Raw genomic sequence first — 24,397 nt, 5'->3', positions numbered from 1 at the left:
CTCCGTCTGCCTACGCGGTCCGGGAGGGCCTTGCCAGACGCGATCACGGCTTTAAGGAGGTCTGCGCACGGGCGCGCGCGGGGCGCTGGACAGCGGTCCAGCTTCGGAGGAACCTCCGTCCCCGTGAAGGCCTTAAGGCTCCGAGACCGTTTCGGCGGGACGCGGACGATAAGCGAGGTTCGGGCGTATGGATTTGCGGTTTGATCCGTTCTCGGCGTTCAACGAGGCAGCAGAACCCCTTTTCAGGCTGGCCCGGCCGGGCGGCAAGCCGGTCAGGCTGGTCGATACGACCATGCTTTACGCGCCTCGCAGCGGTGGGGTTCGGCGCTATCTGAACTCCAAGCGCGCCTGGATCGCGGCGAATCGCCCGGAGATTCGCCACACCCTGGTGGTGCCCGGTCCGCGCGACGCGCACGACGGCCACGGCCGGGTGTCGATCTATGCTGCGCCCCTGCCGTTCGGCGACGGCTACCGCTGGCCGGTGGTCAAGGCCGCCTGGATGGAGCGGCTGATCCGCCAGCGTCCGGACATCATCGAGGCGGGCGATCCGTACACCCCCGGCCTGGCCGCCCTGAAGGCCGGCGACGCCCTGGGCGTGCCGGTGGTCGGCTTCTGCCACACCGACCTGGGCGCCCTGGCGGCCCTGCACATCGGCGAGTGGGCCGAAAAGCCTGTCCAGAAACGATGGGCGGCGATCTATCGCCAGTTCGACCAAGCCGTGGCCCCCAGCCAATTCATCGCCGGTCGCTTGATCGAGGCCGGGGTCAAGAACGCCATCGGCCTGCCTTTGGGCGTCGATACCGAGATCTTCCATCCGGCGCGCGGCGACCGCGAGGCCCTGCGTCGCAAGCTGGGCCTGACCAGTCGTCACCGCATCCTCGTCTTCGCCGGCCGCCCGGCCAAGGAGAAGAAGCTGGACGTGCTGGTCGAGGCGGTCGAGCGGCTGGGCGATCCCTATGTGCTGCTGTTCGTCGGCGCCGGGGCTGGGGCGCCGTCCAGCGACCGTGTGATCTGCATGGACTATCAGCGCGATCCGCAGGGCCTGGCGGCCGTGCTGGCGGGCTGCGACGCCTTCGTGCACGCCAACGACAACGAGCCCTTCGGCCTGATCGTGCTGGAGGCCATGGCCTGCGGCCTGCCGGTGATCGGCGTCGCCGCGGGCGGCGTGGCCGAGTCGGTCGACGAGGCCGTGGGCGGTCTGGCCACGGCCTCGGAGGCCCGCGCTTTCGCCGAGGCCGTGGAATCGGTGTTCGCCCGCGACGTGGTCGCCCTGGGTCAGGCCGCCCGGCTGCGGGCCGAGCAGCGGCACGGCTGGGACCCGGTGTTCCGCAAGCTGTCGGGCGTCTATGGCCGGCTCACCGGCTGCGCCGCGTTCGGCGAGCCGATGGCCGAGGTCTCGCTGACCCAGTAGGTCAGGCGGCCGCCTGGGTCAGTTCGCCCCGCACCTGGGCCAGGATCTCGTAGGACCGCAGCCGCGCGCCGTGATCGTGGATCTGCGAGGCGGCCATCAGCTCGTCGGCGCCGGTGGCGTCCAGCACCTTCTGGATCTTGGCGCGAACCGTGTCGGGCGAACCGATCGCCGCGTAGCGGAAGGTGTGGTCCAGGCCCGCCAATTCCGATTCGGACGCCACGTCGCGGATGTCGTCGACAGGCGGGGGCAGCAGGCCCGGATTGCCGCGCCGTAGGGCTACGAACTGCTGCTGGGTCGAGGTGAACAGCCGGCGGGCCTCCTCGTCGGTCTCGGCCGCGCAGACCCCGATACAGACCAGGACATAGGGCTGGGCCAGGGCTTCGGACGGCTTGAACGTGCGCCGATAGATGGCGATGGCGTCCATCAACTGGTCCGGCGCGAAGTGGGCGGCAAAGGCGAAGGGCAGGCCCAGGGCGGCGGCCAGCTGGGCGCTGTAGGTGCTGGAGCCCAGCAGCCACAACGGCACGTCTTGGCCCTCGCCGGGCACGGCCCGCACCGCCTGGCCAGGCTGGGCCGGCTTGAACCAGGCCTGCAGCTCCACGACGTCCTGGGCGAAGTTGTCGACCGCGCCCATGTAGCGGCGCAGGGCCCGCATGGTGGGCTGGTCGGTGCCGGGCGCGCGGCCCAGGCCCAGGTCGATGCGACCGGGATGCAGCGCCGCCAGGGTGCCGAAGGCCTCGGCCACCATCAGCGGCGCGTGGTTGGGCAACATGACCCCGCCCGAGCCGACCCGAATCGTCGAGGTGCCGGCCGCCACGTGGCCGATGACCACGGCGGTGGCGGCGCTGGCGATGCCGGGCATGTTGTGGTGCTCGGCCAGCCAGTAGCGGTGATAGCCCAGCCTTTCGGCGTGACGCGCCAGGTCGAGGCTGTTGTGCAGGGCCTGGCCGACGGCGGTTCCTTGCGGAACGGGCGCCAGGTCGAGGACGGAAAAGGGCAGGGGATGAGCGTGCGACATGCACGCTAGATCGGAACGCCACCGGCGAACCTCAAGGCGACAGGTTCGTTCTAGCCGCGAGACCGTCGCCGAGGCAGGAATCAGCCTGGATCAAGCGGAGGCGGTCATGGCTCTCAAGTGCACCCACCTGGACCAGATCCTGGACGTGACGCCGGGCACGGCCGGCTGCGAGGAGTGCCTGCAGACGGGCGATCGCTGGTTGCACCTGCGGCTTTGCCGGACCTGCGGGCATGTCGGCTGCTGCGACCAGTCGAAGAACAAGCACGCCACCAAGCACTTCAAGGCGACGGGCCACCCGATCATCGAGGGCTACGACCCGCCGGAGGGCTGGGGCTGGTGCTATGTCGACGAGGAGTTCTTCGAGTTCGACGCGCCGACCCCGCATCCGGGACCGATTCCGCGATTCTATTGAATAAGACGCGCAAAGCGCTGAACGTGATTCTCGGCAGAAAACCGGGACGCCAACCGCGCGTGATAGCTATGACGCAGTATCTCCTTCCCTTTGAAGGCGGGCAGAAACCTCGGAAAGGTCGTGGGCGAACGAATTGGTGCGTTTATTGTGCTCGATTTGCTGGCACGAGAGATCACGTCCCGCCCAAGGCCATACTGGAACAGCCCTGGCCTCAAAATCTTAAAACAGTCCCTGCGTGCAATGATTGCAACAAATCGTGGTCGTTAGACGAGCAATATTTAGCAATCGTTCTAGCGCAAGTTGGGCATCGTGAACATCTACAGGAAAAGCTAAAGCCTGGAGGTGCAGTCGATAGGGCGCTTGAGTCCTCTCCCTACCTAGACGACCGGATTTCCAATGCGCTTTCAGTTGCTGAGGATGGACGGATCATGTTGGAGCCGGAAATTGAAAGGATAAAAACTATTGTTACGAAAACAGCATTCGGGTTATTTTGTCTACGATATGGTTGGCGATATAGAATAAAGAAATTTCAAACGGTTTGGATTTCAGGTCCGGGTCAAGAGATTTCTCAGAATTTCGTCGCTGCAGCTTCGGTCTGGCCTGGTATCCGCAGAAAACGATGGACGGTGGTTCAGCCCGGTATCTTCGAATTTCTGTTTGCAAAAGGCTGGATGGTTGGAGACCCGCCACTTTTCTGCATGTTGAATTTGCACGAGACAATTTTTGCTGTTGTCAGCTGCCCGAGCTCGTCTGGCCCCAATCGTCATAGCCGATTACCCGGGAAGCCATGGATTTAGATTTTGGGAAGGTGGCGCGAATGACGGGACTTGAACCCGCGACCTCCGGCGTGACAGGCCGGCGCTCTAACCAACTGAGCTACATCCGCGTCGGGCGTGAACCGATGTCCAGCGCGGTACGCTTTACGGTGGGTGCGGCCAACTTCAGGGAAGGTGGCGCGAATGACGGGACTTGAACCCGCGACCTCCGGCGTGACAGGCCGGCGCTCTAACCAACTGAGCTACATCCGCATCAGGCTCCGCCGAAGCGAAGTGCGACCCGCCGTGCGGCGAGGGGCGTCTGATATGTCGGGCGAAGACTCGTGTCAACGGCCATATCGAAGAAGCGACAAAACGTGCCTGGAGCGTGGGTAATTTCTTCCGGATCGGCCCTGGAACGGCGCGGCGAGGGGCTGTTTGAGAGTTGCGCGGCGTCGTTCTGTTTCCACGGATCGACGTTAGGTAAGCGGATGCTAGTTGCGACCGTTTCTCAATGTGCCGCAGGCGTTTGAAGCCTTGGCGACACTGCGTTACAACCCGCTCGATTCAAGCCAAGGGCTGTCATGAACGCCTTCCTTCTCCAGTATCTGCCGATCGTGATCTTCCTAGGGATCGCGGCGGTTATCGGCATCGCCTTCATCCTCGCCGCCGCGGTGCTCGCGCCCAAGGCGCCGGACCCGGAAAAGCTGTCCGCCTACGAATGCGGCTTCAACGCTTTCGACGACGCGCGCATGAAGTTCGACGTTCGGTTCTATCTGGTCTCGATCCTGTTCATCATCTTCGACCTGGAAGTGGCCTTCCTGTTCCCGTGGGCCGTTTCGCTGATGAAGCTGCCGCACGACGTGGCCGCCTTCGCCTTCTGGTCGATGATGACCTTCCTCGGCGTCCTGACTGTCGGCTTCATCTACGAATGGAAGAAGGGCGCCCTCGAATGGGAGTGATCGTTCCCCCCACCGGCTCGGCTCCCAGCTCGACCCTCGTTCCCGCCGGCTCTGCCGCGCGTTCGACGGTGCAAGGCTATGATCCCAAGCTGCACGACCCCTATTTCGACGGTCTGTCGGGCCAGCTGGCCGACAAGGGCTTCGTCATGGCGGCCGCCGACGACCTGATCACCTGGGCGCGCACCGGCTCGCTGATGTGGATGACGTTCGGCCTGGCCTGCTGCGCCGTCGAGATGATGCACTCGGCCATGCCGCGCTACGACCTGGAGCGCTACGGCTTCGCGCCGCGCGCCAGCCCGCGCCAGTCGGACGTGATGATCGTCGCCGGCACCCTGACCAACAAGATGGCCCCGGCTCTGCGCAAGGTCTACGACCAGATGCCCGAGCCTCGCTACGTCATCTCGATGGGCAGCTGCGCCAACGGCGGCGGCTACTACTATTACAGCTACAGCGTCGTGCGCGGCTGCGACCGCGTGGTGCCGATCGACATCTACGTGCCGGGCTGCCCGCCCACCGCCGAGGCCCTGGTCTACGGCGTGCTGCAGCTCCAGAAGAAGATCCGTCGCACGGGGACGATCGAGCGATGACCGACGTTACCGCCACCGAGGCCGAAGTTCCGGCCCTGTCGCCCCTGGAAGCCCTGGGCCAAGCCATCGTCGCCAATTCGGCCGGCGCGATCACCGCCTGGCACGTGGCGTTCGGCGAGCTGAACCTGCTGGGCCCGTCCAACCGGGTGGTCCAGGCGCTGACCTATCTGCGCGACCATCCCGACTACCGCTTCCACCAGCTGGTGGACCTGACGGGCGTGGACTATCCGGAACGCGAGCGCCGGTTCGACGTCGTCTATCACCTGCTGTCGCTGGTGAAGAACCATCGCGTCCGCTTCAAGGTCCAGACCGACGAGGACAGCGCCGTTCCCAGCGCCACGCCGGTGTTCCCGGTGGCCGACTGGTTCGAGCGCGAGGCGTTCGACATGTACGGGATCTTCTTCGACGGTCACCCCGACCTGCGACGGATCCTGACCGACTACGGCTTCCACGGCCACCCGCTGCGGAAGGACTTCCCGATGACGGGTTATGTGGAGGTCCGTTACGACGACGAGCTCAAGCGCGTCGTTTACGAGCCTGTGAAGATTACCGAGTTCCGTGCGTTCGATTTCCTCTCGCCCTGGGAAGGCGCGAAGTATGCGCTCCCCGGCGACGAGAAAGCTGAGAAGCGAGCAGGGGATGCATAATCATGGCTCTACGCCGGCCGACGTTCCGTTCCGCCACCGCGTTCTTTCTGGTCTCGTTCTCGGCCGCCTTTCTCATGTCGATCGGCATGCGGCTGACCGGTTGGTTCACGAAGGCGCCGGTGATCTCGCCGGATCAGAACCGGGCGCTGGGCGTGGCGATCATGATCTCGGTCATCACCTTGGCGGTCGGCGCCAGCATCCGGCGCATGACGGTCGCCGAGCTGCGCAGCGCCTTGCTCGGCGCGGCTTCGGTGCTGCTGGCCCTGCCGCTGTCGCAGGCGGCGATCAGCCAGTCCTGGAGCGTCGCCACCACCATCATCACGCTGCTGGGCGTCGTCCTGCTGATGGCAGGACTGATCGTTTCGCTCAGCATCGAGCCGCGTAAGGAAGGCCAGGAACCATGACCGGCCAAAACTCGCCCGCAGCGGCGACCGACTTCTTCCACGACGCCCCGTCGCTTCCGGCCGTGCCGGAAACCCCGGTGCGCAAGTTCAACATCAACTTCGGCCCGCAGCACCCGGCCGCGCACGGCGTGCTGCGCCTGGTGCTGGAGCTGGACGGCGAGATTGTCGAGCGCGTCGATCCGCACATCGGCCTGCTGCATCGCGGCACCGAGAAGCTGATGGAGGCCCGCACCTACCTCCAGAACATCCCGTACTTCGACCGCCTCGACTACGTGGCGCCGATGAACCAGGAGCATGCGTTCTGCCTGGCCATCGAGAAGCTGCTGGGCGTCGAAGTGCCCAAGCGCGGCCAGATCGTGCGCGTGCTGTTCTGCGAGATCGGCCGGGTGCTGAACCACCTGCTGAACGTGACGACCCAGGCCATGGACGTGGGCGCCCTGACGCCGCCGCTCTGGGGCTTCGAGGAGCGCGAGAAGCTGATGGTGTTCTACGAGCGCGCCTGCGGCGCTCGCCTGCACGCCAACTATTTCCGTCCGGGCGGCGTCCACCAGGACCTGACCCCGTCGCTGATCGACGACATCGAGAAGTGGGCGAAGGCCTTCCCCAAGATCTGCGACGACATCGAAGGCCTGATCACCGACAACCGCATCTTCAAGCAGCGCAACGTCGATATCGGCGTGGTGACCAAGGAAGACGCCCTGGCCTGGGGCTTCTCGGGCGTGATGGTGCGCGGCTCGGGCATCGCCTGGGACCTGCGCCGCAGCCAGCCCTACGAGAACTACAACGACTTCGAGTTCGACATCCCGCTGGGCAAGAACGGCGACTGCTACGATCGCTATCTGTGCCGCATGCAGGAGATGCGCGAGTCCACCAAGATCATCCTGCAGGCCGTGGCCATGCTGCGCGCCACGCCGGGCCCGGTGATGACCGAGGACAACAAGGTGGCCCCGCCGCGTCGCGCCGAGATGAAGCGCTCGATGGAAGCCCTGATCCACCACTTCAAGCTCTACACCGAAGGCTTCCGCACGCCGGAAGGCGAGGTCTATGCGGCGGTCGAGGCCCCTAAGGGCGAGTTCGGCGTCTATGTGGTGTCGAACGGCACCAACAAGCCGTATCGCTGCAAGATCAAGGCTCCGGGCTTCTCGCACCTGGCGGCGATGGACTGGATGAACCGCGGCCACCAGCTGGCCGACGTGTCGGCAATCCTGGGCTCGCTCGACATCGTGTTCGGCGAGGTCGACCGGTGAGCCTGGAAGCCATCGCCCAGGCGCAACTCGACGCCTACAACGCCCAGGACCTGGACGCCCACTGCGCCCACTTCGCCGACGACGTCGTCGTGGCGACGCTGAACGGCGACGTGTCGCGCACCGGTATCGAGGCCTATCGGGCCTTCTACGCCAAGACCTTCGCTGAGTTCCCCAAGAACAACGCCAAGCTTCTGAACCGCGTCGTGGTCGGCGCCAACGTGATCGACCATGAACATGTCGACCGCGGCAACGGCGACGCGCCGTTCCAGGTCGCCGCCATCTACACCTTCAAGGACGACAAGATCGTCCGCGTGGATTTCGCCCGATGAGTGTTCGCCGTCTCGCCAAGGAACAGCCGGCCAGCTTCGCCTTCTCGAAGGAAAGCCAGGCCAAGGCCGACTGGTGGAAAGCCAAGTACCCCGCCGAGCGCAAGCAGTCGGCCGTGATCCCGATGCTCTGGCTGGCCCAGAAGCAGGAAGGCTGGATCTCCGAGCCCGCCATCCAGGAGATCGCCAAGCAATTGGCGATGCCGGTCATCCGCGTGCTGGAAGTCGCCACCTTCTACGTGATGTTCCAGCTGCAGCCGGTGGGCAAGGTCGCCTTCGTCCAGCTGTGCGGCACCACGCCGTGCCAGCTGCGCGGCGCGCTGGACCTGAAGGCCGTGCTGAAGGCCAAGATCGGCGAGGCCCACGAGGTCTCGGCCGACGGCAAGTTCAGCTGGGAAGAGGTCGAGTGCCTGGGCGCGTGCTGCAACGCGCCGATGGCCGCCATCAACGACTACTACTACGAGGACCTGACGCCGGAGAGCCTCAGCGCAATCCTCGACGACTTCGCCGCCGGCAAGTCGCCCAAGCCGGGCAGCTATGACGGTCGCGGCGCGTCGGAGCCCAAGGGCGCGATCCACACCCTGACCGATCCGAAGCTGTACGACGGTTCGGCGGCCAAGAAGATCAAGATCCCCAACCTGCCCGAGAAGCCCAAGAAGGCCAAGGCGGAGCCCGCCGCCTGATGCAACACGCCGACGCCATCCAGAAGAAGCGACTGACCGCGATGTTCGCCATCGACGCGGTCTGCTTCGTGCTGGCCGGCGTGGCGATCGTCGGCTACGTGGCCGCCAAGATCGACTGGCTGATGCCGGTGTTCCTGGTCGCCATCGCCGTCGGCCTGGGGGCGCAGATCTGGTTCATCCTGGGCTGGATGAAGGCCGCCAAGCAGGACGAGGAGGGCAGGGCGTCATGACCGACGATCCGCAACTCCTCCAAAAGCGCGTGGCCTATGTGAAGACCATTCGTGGCCTTTACCGGACCGAGCGCATGGCCGGCCTGGTCGGCTCGCTGATCGGGGCCCTGCTCCTGATCTGGGGGCGTCAGGTTCCCGGATCGCCCGCCTGGGCCGTCCCGGTCTCTTTCCTGGTGATAGGCGTCTCATGGTCGCTTTTCGCCTATGTCATCATTCGTCGGACGCGCTATGTGCGCGCCCATCCATTCGATCCGCAAAGCTGAGTCATGGTCGGTATCCTCGAAGACAAGGACCGCATCTTCACGAACCTCTACGGTCTCCAGGATTGGGGTCTCGAGGGCGCGAAGAAGCGCGGCTGCTGGAATGGCACCAAGGACATCCTGGACGCGGGTCGCGACTGGATCATCGACAACATGAAGAACTCCGGCCTGCGCGGCCGGGGCGGGGCGGGCTTCGGCACCGGCCTGAAGTGGTCGTTCATGCCCAAGGAAGTGAAGGACGGTCGTCCGCACTACCTGGTCGTCAACGCCGACGAGTCCGAGCCGGGCACCTGCAAGGACCGGGAGATCATGCGGCATGACCCGCACCTCCTGATCGAAGGCTGCCTGATCGCCTCGCGCGCCATGCTGGCCCACGCCTGCTACATCTACATTCGCGGCGAATATGTCCGCGAGCGCGAGGTTCTGGAAGAAGCCATCAAGCAGGCCTACGAGGCCAAGCTGATCGGCAAGAACAACGTCCACGGCTGGGACTTCGACCTCTACGTCCACCACGGCGCCGGCGCCTATATCTGCGGCGAAGAGACGGCCCTGCTGGAAAGCCTGGAAGGCAAGAAGGGCCAGCCGCGCCTGAAGCCGCCGTTCCCGGCCGGCGCGGGCCTCTACGGCATGCCGACCACCGTCAACAACGTCGAGAGCATCGCCGTCGCCGGCACGATCCTGCGTCGCGGCGCGGGCTGGTTCGCGGGCTTCGGTCGTCCGAACAACGCCGGCACCAAGCTCTTCTGCGTCAGCGGGCACGTGAACCTGCCCTGCAACGTCGAAGAGGCGATGAGCATCCCGTTCCGCCAGCTGATGGAAGACCACTGCGGCGGCATTCGCGGCGGCTGGGGCAACCTGAAGGCCGTGATCCCGGGCGGCTCGTCCGTGCCGATGATCCCCGCCGAGCAGTGCGAAGACCTGCCTATGGACTTCGACGCCCTGCGCAACCTGCGCTCGGGCCTAGGCACCGCCGCCGTCATCGTCATGGACAAGTCCACCGACCTGGTCCGCGCCATCGCCCGCCTGTCGTACTTCTACAAGCACGAGAGCTGCGGCCAGTGCACGCCGTGCCGCGAAGGCACCGGCTGGATGTGGCGGGTCATGGAGCGCATGGCCACCGGCGAGGCCGATCCGAAAGAGATCGACACCCTGCTGGACGTCACGACCCAGGTCGAAGGTCACACCATCTGCGCCCTGGGCGACGCGGCCGCCTGGCCGATCCAGGGCCTGTTCCGTCACTTCCGCCACGAGGTGGAAGACCGGATCGCATCCTATCGTAGCGGTCGCCTGCACGTGCAGGGCGCCAAGCTGATCGCGGCGGAGTAACGATTATGCCTATCGCCAAGGTCAACGGCGTCGAGGTCGAGTTCGAACCCGGCATGACGGTTCTGCAAGTGGCGGAACTGGCCGGGGAAGAGATCCCGCGCTTCTGCTATCACGAGCGCCTGAGCATCGCCGGCAACTGCCGCATGTGCCTGGTCGAGGTGAAGCCCGGCCCGCCCAAGCCGCAGGCGTCGTGCGCCCTGCCGGCCGGCGACGGCCAGGAGATCTTCACCAAGACCCCGATGGTCAAGAAGGCCCGCGAAGGGGTGATGGAGTTCCTGCTCATCAACCACCCGCTGGATTGCCCGATCTGCGACCAGGGCGGCGAGTGCGACCTGCAGGACCAGGCCATGGGCTATGGCCGCGACGACAGCCGCTACGAAGAGAACAAGCGCGCGGTCGAAGAGAAGGCCATGGGTCCGCTCATCAAGACCGTGATGACGCGCTGCATCCAGTGCACGCGCTGCGTCCGCTTCATCACCGAGGTGGCCGGCTCGCCGGAGATCGGCCTGATCTCGCGCGGTGAAGACGTTGAAATCACGACCTATCTGGGCGCGGCCGTAACGTCGGAGCTTTCCGCCAACGTCATCGACCTGTGCCCGGTCGGCGCCCTGACCTCCAAGCCCTACGCCTTCGAGGCGCGGCCCTGGGAGCTGAAGAAGACCGAGAGCGTGGACGTCATGGACGCCCTGGGCTCGGCCATCCGCGTCGATGCGCGCGGCGCGGCCGTCCTGCGCGTGCTGCCGCGCGTCAACGAGGACGTCAACGAAGAGTGGATCTCGGACAAGACGCGCTACGCCGTCGACGGCCTGCAGCGTCAGCGTCTGGACCGTCCGTACGTCCGCGTCGGCGGCAAGCTGCAACCGGCGACCTGGGCCCAGGCCTTCGCGGCCGTGGCCGAGAAGATCAAGGCGGCTCCGGCCGACCGCGTCGGCGTCATCGCCGGCGACCTGCAGGACGCCGAAAGCCTGAAGGCCACCAAGGACCTCTTCACCGCCCTGGGCGTGAAGAACCTGGACGCCCGCCAGGACGGCTCGACCCTGGGCCAGGGCCCGCGCGAAAGCTGGCTGTTCAATTCGACCATCGCCGGCATCGAGAACGCCGACGTGGTGCTGTTCGTCGGCGCCAATCCGCGCCTCGAGGCCCCGGTCCTGAACGCCCGCTTCCGCAAGCAGTGGATCGCCGGCAAGACCCGCTTCGGCGTGATCGGCGAACAGGCCGACCTGACCTTCGACTACGACTACCTGGGCGCGGGGACCAAGAGCCTGTCGGGCCTGTCCAAGTCCAAGAGCGACTTCGTCACCGCCCTGAAGAACGCCGAACGTCCGGCGATCATCATCGGCCAGGGCGCCCTGACCCGCGCCGACGGCGCCGCCGTGCTGAAGGCCGCCGCCGCCGTGGCCAAGACCTTCAAGGTCGTCCGCGACGGCTGGAACGGCTGGAACGTGCTGCACACCGCCGCTGCCCGCGTGGCCGGTCTGGACTTGGGCTTCATCCCGGGCGAGGGCGGTCTGTCGACCTCGGAAATGCTGAAGCCGGGCGCGCTGGACGTGTTGTTCCTGCTGGGCGCCGACGAGTGCGAGACCGCCGCTTCGGACGCCTTCAAGGTGTACCTGGGCACCCACGGCGACGCCGGCGCCCACAAGGCCGACGTCATCCTGCCGGGCGCGGCCTATACCGAAAAGAACGGCCTCTATGTGAACACCGAAGGCCGCGTTCAGATGGGCGAGCGGGCGGTGTTCCCTAAGGGCGACGCCAAGGAAGACTGGTCGATCCTGCGGGCCCTGTCCGAATATGTCGGCGCCAAGCTGCCCTATGACAGCCTGGACCAGCTGCGGGCCAAGCTGTTCGCCGATCACCCCACCTTCGGCCAGATCGACTTCGCGCCGGGCTCGATCCCGACCGCGTTCGACCTGTCGGGCCTGGGCGGCGAGGGCGAGCTGTCGGACGCGCCGTTCGAAAGCCCGATCAAGGCCTTCCACCTGACCAACCCCATCGCGCGCGCCAGCGTGACCATGGCCGAATGCGCGGCCACGGTTTCGGGCGCCGCCAAGATCGCGGCGGAGTAGGCCGGTGAGCGAATTCTTCTCCAACCCCGCCGTGACCTGGACCCTGCTGACCACCGGCGGGATCCTGCTGGTCGTGATCTGGGTGCTGCTGAGCCTGGCCTTCCTGCTGCTGGCCGACCGCAAGATCTGGGCCGGCGTGCAGATGCGCAAAGGCCCGAACGTCGTCGGTCCCTTCGGCCTGCTGCAGTCCTTCGCCGACTTCTTCAAGTTCGTGCTGAAGGAGATCATCATCCCGGCCGGCGCCGACAAGGCCGTGTTCCTGCTGGCCCCGCTGCTGAGCCTGATCCTGGCCTTCGTGGGCTGGGCCGTAGTGCCGTTCGCCCCGGGCTGGGTGGTCTCCAACCTGAACGTCGGCATTCTGTACCTGCTGGCGATGAGCTCGCTGGGCGTCTACGGCATCATCATGGGCGGCTGGGCTTCGAACTCGAAGTACCCGTTCCTGGGCGCGCTGCGCTCGGCGGCGCAGATGGTGTCGTACGAAGTGTCGATCGGCCTGATCATCATCACGGTGATCCTGCTGGCCGGCACCATGAACCTCAGCTCCATCGTCGAGCAGCAGTCGGGCTGGATCTGGAACTGGAACGTGTTCGGCGGCCACGGCCTGAAGAACATCATCCTGCTGCCGGTGATGGTCATCGCCATGGGCATGTTCTTCATCTCGGCCCTGGCCGAAACCAACCGCCCGCCGTTCGACCTTCCCGAAGCCGAATCCGAACTCGTGGCCGGCTACCAGGTTGAATACAGCTCGACCCCGTACCTGCTGTTCATGGTCGCCGAGTATTCGAACATCGTCTTGATGTGCGCGATGATCAGCGTCCTGTTCTTCGGCGGCTGGAACCCGGGCTTCCCGATCGGCTTCACCGCCGGCTGGCCGCCGTTCCTGGTCAACTTCCTGCTGGCCTTGGTGTTCTACGCCAAGATCTGCTTCTGGTTCTTCATGATCGCCATGGCCAAGGCCATCGTGCCTCGCTACCGCTACGACCAGCTGATGCGGCTGGGCTGGAAGGTGTTCCTGCCGATGTCGCTGGTGCTGGTGATGCTGGTCTCGGCCTGGCGCGTGTTCGGGATCCAGGGGTGATCGGCCGAGCCGCCCTCCTGGCCGTGACGGGCCTGGCCCTGACGGCCTGCGCGACCGACGACGTGGCCTCGGCCAAGACGTCGTACTCGCTGGGGCGCGGCGTGGTCAGCTACGACGAGCTGCGGCGGGCGAGCGACAAGTGCGCCGCCGACGGCGGAAAGATCGAGGCCAAGCAGGACGGGGGCGACCCCGCCCAGCTGGGCAACTACACCTGCGTCATCCCGAGGTCGGGCAAATGACGCGGGGCGCGCTTCTGGTCGGAACGGTCGCGATGATCGCTCTGTCCGGATGCGCCCTATGGGAACAGCCAAGGAGCCTGCCGCCGCCGCGGACCGGTTCCCTGGACGAACAGGTCGAGGCCCGCCGAAAGGAGGACGCCGCGACCAAGGAATGCATCAACCGGCAGGCCATCCGCCGGGGACAGATCGAAGCGGGAAGAGACGCGCGTCACTTCCCAAAAGAGAAGTGTTAGGAGAGCTCTGGTGTTCCAGCGCATCACACAGGCGGTCAAGGGCGTGGCCCTGCTCGATTTCGCGGGCGCCTTCGGCCTGGGCATGAAGTACATGCTCGCGCCCAAGAAGACCGTGATCTATCCGAACGAGCGCGGCCCCCAGTCGCCGCGCTTCCGGGGCGAGCACGCCCTGCGTCGCTATCCGTCGGGCGAAGAGCGCTGCATCGCCTGCAAGCTTTGCGAGGCCATCTGCCCGGCGCAGGCCATCACCATCGAGGCCGAGCCGCGCGACGACGGCAGCCGCCGCACGACCCGCTACGACATCGACATGGTCAAGTGCATCTACTGCGGCCTGTGCCAGGAGGCCTGCCCGGTGGACGCCATCGTCGAGGGCCCGAACATCGAGTTCGCGGTCGAGACGCGCGAAGAGCTCTACTACGACAAGGAAAAGCTGCTCGACAACGGCGACCGTTGGGAGCGGCTGATCGCGAAGAATCTGGAGTTGGACGCGCCCTACCGCTAAAGGACGGGTCGCGATTCCGAGGGTTGGCGGCGGGCCGTCCGGCACGTCGTTGTTTTATGGTTTTCTAGGGGAGCACCTGCCTTGCAGGCGATAGCTTTCTATTTGCTCGCGGTAGCGACCGTGGTGGCGGGTCTTCTCGTCGTCTCGGCCAAGAACCCCGTGCACTCGGTGCTCTTCCTGATCACCGCCTTCTTCTCGGCCGCCGGCCTCTTCGTCCTGCTGGGCGCGGAGTTCCTGGCGATGCTGCTGATCGTCGTCTATGTGGGCGCGGTGGCGGTGCTGTTCCTGTTCGTCGTGATGATGCTCGACGTGGACTTCGCCGAGCTGCGACAGGGCTTCGCCCAGTACCTGCCGATCGGCGCGATCGTGGCCGGGGTGCTGACGCTCGAGATGATCATGATCGCCGTGAAGGTGGCCACCGACGGCGCGGCGTCCAAACTGAGCGGCCCGATGGCCTCGCCGGCGGGCGTGCCCAACACCGAGGCCATCGGTCGGGTGCTCTACACCGACTACATCTTCTTCTTCCAACTGGCGGGCCTGGTGCTGCTGGTCGCCATGATCGGGGCCATCGTCCTGACCCTGCGTCACAAGCCGGGCGTCAAGCGCCAGAACATCGAAAAGCAGAACGCCCGCACGCCTAAGACCGGGATGGAACTCGTGCAGATCAAGCCGGGCGAGGGGATCAGCGAATGATCGGCCTGTCGCACTATCTCGTCGTCGCCGCGATCCTGTTCACGATCGGGGTGTTCGGCATCTTCGTGAACCGCAAGAACATCATCGTCATCCTGATGTCGATCGAGCTGATCCTGCTGGCGGTGAACATCAACCTGGTGGCCTTCTCGGTCTACCTGCACAACGTCACGGGCCAGATCTTCGCCATGTTCGTGCTGACCGTCGCCGCGGCCGAAGCCGCCGTCGGCCTGGCCATCCTGGTGACCTTCTTCCGTAACCGCGGCGACATCGCCGTGGACGACGCCAGCGTGATGAAGGGCTGATCGCAGTGCAGACTCTCGTCACCATCCTCTGCTTCGCGCCGCTGGTCGGCGCCATCATCGCCGGCCTGTTCGGTCGCCGGATCGGCAACGTGGCCTCGCAAGCGGTCACCACGGGCGGCCTGATCCTGGCCTGCGCGCTCAGCTGGTACACCTTCAGCCAGTGGACCTGGGGTCACATGGAGGCCTTCACGGTCACCCTGCTGCCCTTCATCCACGTGGGCGACTTCGTCTCCAACTGGTCCATCCGCATCGACGCCCTGTCGGCGACCATGCTGATCGTGGTGACGACGGTCTCGGCCCTCGTGCACATCTATTCCTGGGGCTACATGGCCGAGGACGACAGCAAGCCGCGCTTCTTCGCGTACCTGTCGCTCTTCACCTTCGCCATGCTGGCGCTGGTCACCGCCGCCGACTTCATGCAGCTGTTCTTCGGCTGGGAAGGGGTGGGCCTGGCCTCGTACCTGCTGATCGGCTTCTGGTTCAAGAAGCCCTCGGCCAGCGCCGCGGCCATCAAGGCGTTCGTCGTGAACCGCGTGGGCGACTTCGGTTTCGCCCTGGGCATCATGACCACCTTCTGGGCGTTCGGCACGATCCAGTTCCACGAAATCTTCCCGCTGATCGCCTCGGGCGCCTCGCGCACCTGGGAGTTCGCCGGCCACACCTTCCCGTTGGTCGACATCGCCTGCTTCCTGCTGTTCATCGGCGCGATGGGCAAGTCGGCGCAGTTCTTCCTGCACACCTGGCTGCCGGACGCCATGGAAGGCCCGACCCCTGTCTCGGCCCTGATCCACGCGGCCACCATGGTGACCGCCGGCGTCTACATGCTGTGCCTGCTGTCGCCGATGTTCGAATACGCGCCTGTCGCCAAGAACATCGTCACGGTGATCGGCGCGGTGACGGCCCTGTTCGCCGCCACGGTTGGCCTGACCCAGAACGACATCAAGCGCGTGATCGCCTATTCGACCTGTTCGCAGCTGGGCTACATGTTCTTCGCGGCCGGCGTCGGCGCCTACCAGGCGGCGATGTTCCACCTGTTCACCCATGCCTTCTTCAAGGCGCTGCTGTTCCTGGGCGCCGGTTCGGTGATCCACGGCATGCACCACGAGCAGGACATGCGGAAGTACGGCGCCCTGGCCAAGCTGCTGCCGGTGACCTTCATCGCCATGACCATCGGCACGATCGCCATCACGGGCCTCGGCTTCCCGCCGCTGCACCTGGGCTTCGCCGGCTTCTACTCCAAGGACACCATCATCGAGGCGGCCTTCGCCGCGGGCGAGCATAACTCCACCGCGCTGTTCGCCTGGGTGATCGGCGTGCTGGTGGCCGGCCTGACCTCGTTCTATTCCTGGCGCCTGGCCTTCTTCACCTTCAACGGCAAGGCCCGCTGGGGTCACGACGACCACCACGCCCATGACGCCCATGGCCATGACGATCACGCCCACGCCGCCGAGACCCATGACGAGCCGCTCGCCGACGATCATGCGCATGACGACCATGGCCACGGCCACGATCACCAGCCGCACGAGAGCCCCTGGGTGATGCTGTTCCCGCTGGTCGTGCTGTCGATCGGCGCGGTCGCCGCCGGCTTCGTGTTCGTCGACTTCTTCGTCGGCCACCACCAGCAAGAGTTCTGGCGCGGCGCGATCTACAACGCCCCGACCAACCACGTGCTGCACGAGGCCCACGAAGTGGCCGAGTGGGTGAAGTGGAGCCCGCTGATCGCCTCGATCCTGGGCCTGCTGATCGCGGTCTACGTCTACCTGCTGAAGGGCAACGAGCGGCTGGGCGAGAAGCTGGCCGCCCGCAACGGCCCGCTGTACGTCTTCTTCTACAACAAGTGGTTCTTCGACGAACTGTATCAGGCCACCTTCGTGCGCCTGGCCAAGTTCCTGGGCGACCTGTTCTGGAAGGGCGGCGATCAGAAGCTGATCGACGGCTTCGGCCCCGACGGCGTCAGCGCCGTCAGCTACGAAGTCGGCCGCCGGACCGGCAAGCTGCAGTCCGGCTACCTGTACCACTACGCCTTCGTCATGCTGCTCGGCGTCGCCGGCCTGCTGACGTTCGCCCTTTACGCATTCCGTTGAGGACGGATCGATGACCGGCCTGCTTAGCCTCACCACCTTCGCCCCGCTCGTCGGCGTGGTCCTGCTGCTCGGCGCGCGCGCCCTGCACGGCGACAACGCCAAGACGGACAATCTCGCCAAGTGGATCGCCCTGGCGACCACCCTGGTCACCTTCGCGATCTCGGTCGTGCTGGTCGCCCAGTTCGACGCCAAGAACCCGGGCTTCCAGTTCGTGGAAGACCTCAACTGGTTCGCGGGCCTGCACTACCGCATGGGCGTGGACGGCATCTCGGTGCTGTTCGTGCTGCTGACGACCTTCCTGCTGCCGATCTGCATCCTGGCCAGCTGGCAGTCGATCGAGAAGCGCATCGTCGAGTACATGATCGCCTTCCTGCTGCTGGAAGTGCTGGTCGTCGGCGTGTTCTGCGCCCTGGACCTGATCCTGTTCTACCTGTTCTTCGAAGCCAGCCTGGTGCCGATGTTCCTGATCATCGGCATCTGGGGCGGCAAGCGCCGGGTGTACGCGGCCTACAAGTTCTTCCTCTACACCCTGCTCGGCTCGGTGCTGATGCTGGCGGCCATCCTGGCCATGATCAGCATCGCCCACACCTCGTCGGTCCCCGACCTGATGACCTACAAGTTCGCCCCGTGGCTGCAGACCTGGCTGTGGCTGGCCTTCTTCGCCAGCTTCGCGGTCAAGATGCCGATGTGGCCGGTCCACACCTGGCTGCCCGACGCCCACGTCGAGGCCCCGACGGCCGGTTCGGTGATCCTGGCGGGCATCCTGCTGAAGCTGGGGGGCTACGGCTTCATGCGCTTCAGCCTGCCGATGTTCCCCAACGCTTCGGAGATGTTCCAGCCGCTGGTGTTCGCGATGTCGGTGATCGCCATCGTCTACACCTCGCTGGTCGCCTTCCGTCAGACCGACATCAAGAAGCTGATCGCCTATTCGTCGGTCGCCCACATGGGCTTCGTGACCATGGGCATCTTCTCGGGCAACACGGCCGGCGAGCAGGGCGCCCTGTTCCAGATGCTGAGCCACGGGGTGATCTCCGGCGCGCTCTTCCTCTGCGTGGGCGTCGTCTATGACCGCATGCACACCCGCGAGATCGCCTTCTACGGCGGCCTCACCAACCGCATGCCCTGGTACGCGGCGGTGTTCATGCTGTTCACCATGGGCAATGTCGGCCTGCCGGGCACTTCGGGCTTCGTCGGCGAAATCCTGACCATGACGGGCGCCTACAAGGCCTCGACCTGGACGGCGATCGTCGCCACCACCGGCGTGATCCTGTCGGCCGTCTACGCGCTGAACCTCTATCGGCGCGTGATGTTCGGCGAGATCGTCAATCCCGAGCTCCAGACCATCACCGACCTCGACAAGCGCGAGATCCTGATCTTCACCCCGCTGATCGTCAGCACCCTGGTGCTCGGCGTTTATCCCAATCTCATCTTCAACCTGACCGCGTCGTCCGTCGACGGGCTCGTCGGCGCCTGGCGCGCCGCCGTGGGCGGGTGAGGGACCCCATGACGTTCGCCGACAACTTCTCGCTCGTCCTTCCCGAAGTCGTCCTCGGGGTCTCGGCCCTGGCGCTGCTGGTCTGGGGCGCCTTCTCGCGCAAGACCTCGCCGGTGTTCACCGGCGCGGCCGTCCTGGCCCTGCTGGGCGCGGCCGTGGCCGCCGTGGTCGGGCCGCACGGCCATGCGTTCAACGGCGTCTACGCCGCCGACGCGGCCGCGACCTACGCCAAGGTCGCCATCTATCTGTTCAGCGCCATCGCCATCGTGCTTGGCGACCGCTGGCTGGCCGCCAAGGGCGACCAGAAGTTCGAATACGCCGTTCTGGTGATCCTGTCGGCCCTGGGCATGGGCGTCACCGCCTCGGCCGGCGACCTGATCAGCCTCTATATCGGTGTCGAGCTGCAATCGCTGGCCCTGTACGTCCTGGCCGCCTTCCGCCGCGACGACGCCAAGTCGTCGGAAGCGGGCCTGAAGTATTTCGTGCTGGGCGCCCTGTCGTCGGGTCTGCTGCTGTACGGTTCGTCGCTGATCTACGGCTTCGCCGGTTCGACCCGCTTCGCCGACATCGCGGCCATCGCCCATGGCGGCCACAATGTGGGCCTGCTGTTCGGCCTGGTGTTCCTGATCTGCGGCCTGGCGTTCAAGGTCTCGGCCGCGCCGTTCCACATGTGGACTCCGGACGTCTACGAAGGCGCCCCGACCCCGGTCGTCGGCTTCTTCGCCGCCGCGCCGAAGCTGGCGGCCATGATGATGTTCGCCCGCGTGCTGGGCGACGCCTTCCCGGATTCGGTGGCCCAGTGGCGCCAGATCCTGGTGATCGCGGCCCTGGCCTCGGTCTTCGTCGGCGCCTTCGCGGGTCTGGCCCAGAGCAATCTCAAGCGCCTGTGGGCCTACAGCTCCATCGCCAATGTCGGCTACGCCCTGCTGGGCGTGGCGACCGGCGGCGAGACCGGCCTGCACTCGATGCTGCTGTTCATGACGCTCTACATGGTGGACGTCACCGGCTTCTTCGCCTGCCTCCAGGCCCTGTCGCGCGACGGCAAGCCGATGGAGACCATCGAGGACATGGCCGGCCTGATCAAGGAACGCCCGGGCATCGCCGTGGCCATGACCGCGTTCTCGCTGTCGGCCCTGGGCCTGCCGCCGTTCTCGGGCTTCTGGGCCAAGTTCTACGTCTTCGGCGCGGCCATGGGCTCGGGCGACGTTCTGCTGCAATGGGCGGCGGTGCTGGGCCTGCTCGGCAGCGTGGTCGCGGCGTTCTACTATCTGCGCCTGATCAAGACGATGTGGTTCGACGCCCCGGCCGCCGCCGTGGACAAGCCGCAGCCGACCGCCCGCGCCGTGGGCTTCGCCGCCGCGGTCTTCTCGTTCCCGATCGTGCTGGTCGCCCTGGTCTGGCTGGATCCGGCCGCCCGGGCCGCAGCGGCGGCCTTTGGCCACGCGTGACGTGACGGGCGCGGTCCCGACCGTCGTCGTTCTGGACGAGATCGACTCGACCAACGCCGAGGCCCGTCGCCGCGCGGAAGCGGGGGAGGCGGGCCCGGTCTGGCTGCTGGGCCTGCGCCAGACAGCCGGTCGCGGCCGGCGCGGTCGCGCGTGGGAGACCGGCGAGGGCAACCTCGCCGCCACCCTGCTGTTCCGCACCGACAAGCCGCCGGCCGAGGCCGCCCAGGTCTCGTTCGTCGCCGCCCTGGCGGTGGCCGACCTGCTGGCCGCCTATGTCCCCGCCAATCTGGTCAGCCTCAAATGGCCCAACGACCCGCTGTTGGGCGGGCTGAAGGTCAGCGGCATACTGGTGGAGTCCGGGACCCACGCGGTCGGAGGTCTCTGGATCGCCGTCGGCATCGGGGTGAATCTGTCGCGCAAGCCGATCGACAGCGAACGGCCCGCCACGGCTCTGCCCACCTACATGGCCGCGCCGCCGCCCAAGCCCATCGAGGCCGTCGAGGTGCTGGCCGAGGCCTTTTCGCGCTGGAACGACGTCTGGTCGCGCCTGGGCTTTCCCGCCATCGCCGACGCCTGGACCGCCCGCGCCCACGGCCTGGGCGAGCCGTGCGTGGCCCGCCTGGGGACCGAAACCCTGGAGGGGATCGCCGAAGGGCTGGACGGCGACGGCGCCTTGCGTCTTCGTCAGGCCGACGGCCACGTGAGGCGGGTCACCGCCGGCGACGTCTTTTTCGGAGGGGCCTCCTGATGCTTCTGGCCATCGAGCAGGGCAACACCAACACCATGTTCGCCATCCACGATGGCGCCGAATGGATCGCCCAGTGGCGCGCGGCCACCGAGAGCACGCGCACGGCCGACGAATATGTGGTCTGGCTGTCGCAACTGCTGTCGATGCGGGGCCTGGGCTTCCGGGCCATCGACGCCTGCATCATCTCCAGTGTAGTGCCGCAGTCGATCTTCAACCTGCGCAACCTGTGCCGCCGCTATTTCAACGTCGAACCGTTGGTGATCGGCGAGAACGCCCGGCTGGGCGTCGACGTGCGCATCGACAAGCCGTCCGAGGCCGGCGCCGACCGCCTGGTCAACGCCGTGGGCGCGCACATGGTCTATCCCGGCCCGCTGATCGTCATCGACAGCGGCACGGCCACCACCTTCGACATCGTGGCCGCCGACGGCGCCTTCGAGGGCGGCATCATCGCCCCCGGCATCAACCTGTCCATGCAGGCCCTGCACGAGGCCGCCGCCAAGCTGCCGCGCATCGCCATCCAGCGTCCGGCCCGCAACCGCGTGGTCGGCACCGACACCGTCAGCGCCATGCAGTCGGGCGTCTTCTGGGGCTACATCTCGCTGATCGAGGGTCTGGTGACCCGGATCAAGGCCGAGCGTGGCGAACCCATGACCGTGATCGCCACCGGCGGCGTCGCCTCGCTGTTCGAGGGCGCGACCGACAGCATCGATCACTTCGATTCAGATCTGACCATCCGTGGTCTCCTCGAAATTCATCGCCGTAACACCCATCTAGAGACTCAATGACCAAATATACCGACAAGCCTTCTCCCCAAGACGAGCTCGTCTTCCTGCCGCTGGGCGGGTCGAACGAGATCGGCATGAACTTCAATCTCTACGGCTACGGCCCGGCCGACGATCGCAAGTGGATCGTCGTCGACCTGGGCGTGACCTTCGGCGACCAGACGACGCCCGGCGTCGAGATCATCCTGCCCGACCCCGAATTCATCGAGGCCTACAAGGACGACATCCTCGGCATCGTCCTGACCCACGCCCACGAAGACCACCTGGGCGCCGTGCACTGGCTGTGGCCGCGCCTGAAGGCGCCCGTCTTCGCCACGCCCTTCACCGCCTTCCTGCTGCGCGAGAAGCTGCGCGACGCCAAGCTGCTGGACGAGGTGGAGATCACCGAGGTGCCGCTGAGCGGCAGCTTCGACCTGGGGCCGTTCCACCTGGAAATGGTCACCCTGACCCACTCGATCCCCGAGCCGAACGGCCTGGCGATCAAGACGCCGCTGGGCACGATCCTGCACACCGGCGACTGGAAGATCGATCCCGATCCCCAGCTGGGCGAGGCCACCGACATCGACGCTATCCGCAAGCTGGGCGACGAGGGCGTGCTGGCCATGGTCTGCGACAGCACCAACGTCTTCGTCGACGGCGAGGCCGGCTCGGAGGCCGGCGTGCGCGAGGCGATGAACAAGCTGATCGCCGGCCTGACCGGCAAGATCGCCGTGGCCTGCTTCGCCTCGAACGTGGCGCGCATGGACACCGTGATCCGCGCGGCTCAGGCCAACGGCCGCAAGGTGTGCCTGGCCGGCCGTTCGATGCACCGCATGGCCGCCGCCGCCAAGTCGGTGGGCCTGCTTGAGGGCCTGGAGCCCTTCATCACCGACGACCAGGCCAAGTACCTGCCCGAGAACGAAGTGCTGTTCCTGTGCACCGGCAGCCAGGGCGAGGCCCGCGCGGCCCTGGCTCGGATCGCCGAAGGCACCCATCCGCACGTCAAGCTGTCGACCGGCGACCACGTGGTCTTCAGCTCGCGGGTGATCCCGGGCAACGAGATCCCGATCCGCAACCTGCAGAACAAGCTGGCCGACCGCGGCGTGCGCCTGCACACCGAGCGCGACACCCCCGGCATCCACGTCAGCGGCCACCCGTGCCGCGACGAGCTGAAGCAGATGTATCAGTGGGCTCGGCCGCAGATCGCCGTGCCGACCCACGGCGAGCGTCGCCACCTGATCGAGCACGCCGCCTTCGCCAAGGACCTGCAGGTGCCGCACGCGGTCACCCCGCGCAACGGCGACATGGTGCTGCTGGCCCCGGGCCATCCGTCGATCATCGACGAGGTGCCGGCCGGCCGTCTCTACGTGGACGGCGGGGTGGTGACGCCCGAGAACGGCGAGGCCTTGCGCGAGCGGCGCCATGCGGCGTTCAACGGCATGCTGGCGGTCTCGGTCGTGCTGGACGGTCGCAACAAGATCGTCTCGGGCCCGCAGGTCCGGGGCATCGGCCTGGCCGGCGACGCCGAATATCCGCTCGACGACGCCCTGGACGACCTGGCGGAGGAGGCCGAAAGCGCCTTCAAGCGCCTGAAGGACGAGCAGTACGAGATCGACGAGGCCATCGAGAGCGCGCTGTCCAAGGCCGTGAAGAAGGCCGCCTTCCGCATCTGGGAACGCAAGCCCGTGGTCGAGACCACGGTCCTGCGCATCTGACCGCGATGAGCGACGAAGAGCAGACGCCGGCCCCCGAAGCGCCCCAGGAGCGCGCCCAGCGCGAGTCGCTGTGGGGCAGGGGACCGGCCATGCTCTGGTTCGAGGCCTGGCCGGTGATGGTGCTGACCGGCGTCATCTGGCTGGTCTTCGCGGGCCAGCTGGTCGGCGAGGCCCTGGGCTGGGGCAACACCCCCTTCCTCCTGGGCGCGCTGTCGAAGACGGCGCTGCAATACGGTCTGTGGTGGACGCCGCTGACCCACATGTTCCTGCATGTGGGCTGGCTGCACATCGCCATGAACAGCGCGGCCCTGATCGCCCTGGGGCCGGCCATCGCCCAGCGGTTCGGTCGCGACGCCTGGGGCGGGCTGCTGTTCCTGATTTTCTACCTGGTCTGCGGCCTGGCCGGCGGGGCGATGTTCCTGCTGCTGGCGCCGGCCGACAGCCCGGCGGTCGGGGCGTCGGGCGCGATCTTCGGCCTGTGGGGCGCGGTGGCGCGACTGGCCGGACCGGGCGAGGCCAAGCTGGCGCCGATGTTCTCGCGCGGGGTGCTCCAGCAGATCGGCTTGGCGATCATTTCCAATCTAGTGATTGTGGCTCTGGCCGCGGCCTACGGTCTCGCTTCGAACCAGGGGATTATCGGCATCGTCTGGCAGACGAATTTGGGCGGCTTCCTGGTCGGCATGGTGCTGATTCAGGCCATGCCCGTACGCTTCCACTGGTTGCGCGGTCCGTCCGAGGACTCGCCGTTTTCCTGACGTCCGTGCT

26 protein-coding genes and 2 tRNA genes are annotated in these 24,397 nt (G+C 66.4%); 25 read left to right on the top strand and 3 right to left on the bottom strand.

Annotation, left to right across the window (positions count from 1 at the left end; all coding sequences use genetic code 11):
• Positions 1 to 187 precede the first annotated feature (187 nt).
• Positions 188 to 1,411 (top strand): glycosyltransferase family 4 protein, encoded by a 1,224-nt coding sequence (locus tag AC07OA_RS17370; protein ID WP_494665066.1) that lies wholly within the window; start codon positions 188 to 190, stop codon positions 1,409 to 1,411.
• A gap of 1 nt (position 1,412) precedes the next feature.
• Here AC07OA_RS17370 and AC07OA_RS17365 read toward each other — a convergent pair whose 3' ends face one another.
• Positions 1,413 to 2,429: an LLM class flavin-dependent oxidoreductase gene (locus AC07OA_RS17365; protein WP_494665065.1), complete on the bottom strand. Its 1,017-nt coding sequence runs from the start codon at positions 2,427 to 2,429 to the stop codon at positions 1,413 to 1,415.
• A 106-nt stretch (positions 2,430 to 2,535) separates the two neighbouring features.
• Between AC07OA_RS17365 and AC07OA_RS17360 the strand changes: the two genes are divergently transcribed.
• Positions 2,536 to 2,841, top strand: coding sequence for a UBP-type zinc finger domain-containing protein (locus AC07OA_RS17360; RefSeq protein WP_494665064.1), 306 nt, complete (start codon positions 2,536 to 2,538; stop codon positions 2,839 to 2,841).
• A gap of 809 nt (positions 2,842 to 3,650) precedes the next feature.
• Here AC07OA_RS17360 and AC07OA_RS17355 read toward each other — a convergent pair.
• Together AC07OA_RS17355 and AC07OA_RS17350 are read right to left on the bottom strand one after the other, a co-directional pair.
• Positions 3,651 to 3,727, bottom strand: a tRNA-Asp gene (locus AC07OA_RS17355).
• Positions 3,728 to 3,792: 65 nt separating this feature from the next.
• A tRNA-Asp gene (locus AC07OA_RS17350) sits at positions 3,793 to 3,869 on the bottom strand.
• Positions 3,870 to 4,180: 311 nt separating this feature from the next.
• Here AC07OA_RS17350 and AC07OA_RS17345 point away from each other — a divergent pair.
• From AC07OA_RS17345 to AC07OA_RS17235, 23 genes are all read left to right on the top strand, one after another.
• Entirely contained in the window at positions 4,181 to 4,558 is a 378-nt protein-coding gene (locus AC07OA_RS17345) for an NADH-quinone oxidoreductase subunit A (protein WP_477095831.1), read from the top strand.
• Entirely contained in the window at positions 4,528 to 5,145 is a 618-nt protein-coding gene (locus AC07OA_RS17340; RefSeq protein ID WP_494665063.1) for a NuoB/complex I 20 kDa subunit family protein, read from the top strand. The genes AC07OA_RS17345 and AC07OA_RS17340 overlap by 31 nt, the downstream gene beginning before the upstream one ends.
• Positions 5,142 to 5,792, top strand: coding sequence for an NADH-quinone oxidoreductase subunit C (locus AC07OA_RS17335; RefSeq protein ID WP_494665062.1), 651 nt, complete (start codon positions 5,142 to 5,144; stop codon positions 5,790 to 5,792). The genes AC07OA_RS17340 and AC07OA_RS17335 overlap by 4 nt, the downstream gene beginning before the upstream one ends.
• Positions 5,793 to 5,794: 2 nt before the next feature.
• Entirely contained in the window at positions 5,795 to 6,196 is a 402-nt protein-coding gene (locus tag AC07OA_RS17330; RefSeq protein ID WP_494665061.1) for a hypothetical protein, read from the top strand.
• Positions 6,193 to 7,443, top strand: a complete 1,251-nt coding sequence (locus tag AC07OA_RS17325) for an NADH-quinone oxidoreductase subunit D (protein WP_494665060.1) — start codon at positions 6,193 to 6,195, stop codon at positions 7,441 to 7,443. The genes AC07OA_RS17330 and AC07OA_RS17325 overlap by 4 nt, the downstream gene beginning before the upstream one ends.
• On the top strand, positions 7,440 to 7,772 hold the full coding sequence (locus AC07OA_RS17320) for a nuclear transport factor 2 family protein (RefSeq protein ID WP_494665059.1): 333 nt from the start codon (positions 7,440 to 7,442) through the stop codon (positions 7,770 to 7,772). The genes AC07OA_RS17325 and AC07OA_RS17320 overlap by 4 nt, the downstream gene beginning before the upstream one ends.
• Positions 7,769 to 8,452, top strand: coding sequence for an NADH-quinone oxidoreductase subunit NuoE (gene nuoE, locus AC07OA_RS17315; protein WP_494665058.1), 684 nt, complete (start codon positions 7,769 to 7,771; stop codon positions 8,450 to 8,452). The genes AC07OA_RS17320 and nuoE overlap by 4 nt, the downstream gene beginning before the upstream one ends.
• A complete protein-coding gene (locus AC07OA_RS17310) occupies positions 8,452 to 8,682 on the top strand; it encodes a hypothetical protein (RefSeq protein ID WP_494665057.1) in 231 nt (76 codons plus the stop codon). The genes nuoE and AC07OA_RS17310 overlap by 1 nt, the downstream gene beginning before the upstream one ends.
• Positions 8,679 to 8,945: a hypothetical protein gene (locus tag AC07OA_RS17305; protein WP_494665056.1), complete on the top strand. Its 267-nt coding sequence runs from the start codon at positions 8,679 to 8,681 to the stop codon at positions 8,943 to 8,945. Before AC07OA_RS17310 ends, AC07OA_RS17305 begins: the two co-directional genes overlap by 4 nt.
• 3 nt (positions 8,946 to 8,948) lie before the next feature.
• Positions 8,949 to 10,268, top strand: a complete 1,320-nt coding sequence (gene nuoF, locus AC07OA_RS17300) for an NADH-quinone oxidoreductase subunit NuoF (RefSeq protein WP_494665055.1) — start codon at positions 8,949 to 8,951, stop codon at positions 10,266 to 10,268.
• A gap of 5 nt (positions 10,269 to 10,273) precedes the next feature.
• On the top strand, positions 10,274 to 12,334 hold the full coding sequence (nuoG, locus tag AC07OA_RS17295; protein ID WP_494665054.1) for an NADH-quinone oxidoreductase subunit NuoG: 2,061 nt from the start codon (positions 10,274 to 10,276) through the stop codon (positions 12,332 to 12,334).
• Between the two features lie 4 nt (positions 12,335 to 12,338).
• On the top strand, positions 12,339 to 13,412 hold the full coding sequence (gene nuoH, locus AC07OA_RS17290) for an NADH-quinone oxidoreductase subunit NuoH (protein WP_494665053.1): 1,074 nt from the start codon (positions 12,339 to 12,341) through the stop codon (positions 13,410 to 13,412).
• A complete protein-coding gene (locus AC07OA_RS17285) occupies positions 13,412 to 13,651 on the top strand; it encodes a hypothetical protein (protein WP_494665325.1) in 240 nt (79 codons plus the stop codon). The genes nuoH and AC07OA_RS17285 overlap by 1 nt, the downstream gene beginning before the upstream one ends.
• Before the next feature lie 243 nt (positions 13,652 to 13,894).
• The gene (gene nuoI / locus AC07OA_RS17280; RefSeq protein ID WP_019847591.1) at positions 13,895 to 14,386 is read left to right on the top strand and encodes an NADH-quinone oxidoreductase subunit NuoI; all 492 of its coding nucleotides are present in this window, start codon (positions 13,895 to 13,897) and stop codon (positions 14,384 to 14,386) included.
• An 81-nt stretch (positions 14,387 to 14,467) separates the two neighbouring features.
• Positions 14,468 to 15,079 carry an NADH-quinone oxidoreductase subunit J gene (locus AC07OA_RS17275; RefSeq protein ID WP_494665052.1) on the top strand — a complete coding sequence of 204 codons (612 nt, stop codon included), beginning with the start codon at positions 14,468 to 14,470 and terminating at the stop codon, positions 15,077 to 15,079.
• Positions 15,076 to 15,381, top strand: coding sequence for an NADH-quinone oxidoreductase subunit NuoK (gene nuoK / locus AC07OA_RS17270; RefSeq protein WP_494665051.1), 306 nt, complete (start codon positions 15,076 to 15,078; stop codon positions 15,379 to 15,381). The genes AC07OA_RS17275 and nuoK overlap by 4 nt, the downstream gene beginning before the upstream one ends.
• Positions 15,382 to 15,386: 5 nt before the next feature.
• Complete coding sequence (gene nuoL, locus AC07OA_RS17265; protein WP_494665050.1) at positions 15,387 to 17,465, top strand: NADH-quinone oxidoreductase subunit L; 2,079 nt, start codon at positions 15,387 to 15,389, stop codon at positions 17,463 to 17,465.
• Between the two features lie 10 nt (positions 17,466 to 17,475).
• Positions 17,476 to 18,960: an NADH-quinone oxidoreductase subunit M gene (locus AC07OA_RS17260; RefSeq protein ID WP_494665049.1), complete on the top strand. Its 1,485-nt coding sequence runs from the start codon at positions 17,476 to 17,478 to the stop codon at positions 18,958 to 18,960.
• Positions 18,961 to 18,968: 8 nt separating this feature from the next.
• Complete coding sequence (gene nuoN / locus AC07OA_RS17255) at positions 18,969 to 20,408, top strand: NADH-quinone oxidoreductase subunit NuoN (RefSeq protein ID WP_494665048.1); 1,440 nt, start codon at positions 18,969 to 18,971, stop codon at positions 20,406 to 20,408.
• Position 20,409: 1 nt separating this feature from the next.
• On the top strand, positions 20,410 to 21,156 hold the full coding sequence (locus AC07OA_RS17250) for a biotin--[acetyl-CoA-carboxylase] ligase (RefSeq protein WP_494665324.1): 747 nt from the start codon (positions 20,410 to 20,412) through the stop codon (positions 21,154 to 21,156).
• The gene (locus AC07OA_RS17245) at positions 21,153 to 21,941 is read left to right on the top strand and encodes a type III pantothenate kinase (RefSeq protein WP_494665323.1); all 789 of its coding nucleotides are present in this window, start codon (positions 21,153 to 21,155) and stop codon (positions 21,939 to 21,941) included. Before AC07OA_RS17250 ends, AC07OA_RS17245 begins: the two co-directional genes overlap by 4 nt.
• Positions 21,938 to 23,632 carry a ribonuclease J gene (locus tag AC07OA_RS17240; protein ID WP_494665047.1) on the top strand — a complete coding sequence of 565 codons (1,695 nt, stop codon included), beginning with the start codon at positions 21,938 to 21,940 and terminating at the stop codon, positions 23,630 to 23,632. Before AC07OA_RS17245 ends, AC07OA_RS17240 begins: the two co-directional genes overlap by 4 nt.
• 5 nt (positions 23,633 to 23,637) lie before the next feature.
• Positions 23,638 to 24,387, top strand: coding sequence for a rhomboid family intramembrane serine protease (locus AC07OA_RS17235; RefSeq protein ID WP_494665046.1), 750 nt, complete (start codon positions 23,638 to 23,640; stop codon positions 24,385 to 24,387).
• Positions 24,388 to 24,397: the final 10 nt, after the last annotated feature.

The organism is Caulobacter sp. GW821-FHT09B08, from assembly GCF_059418225.1.
Note: the sequence above shows the minus strand (reverse complement) of the source record. Positions and strands in the feature narration are given on the sequence as shown.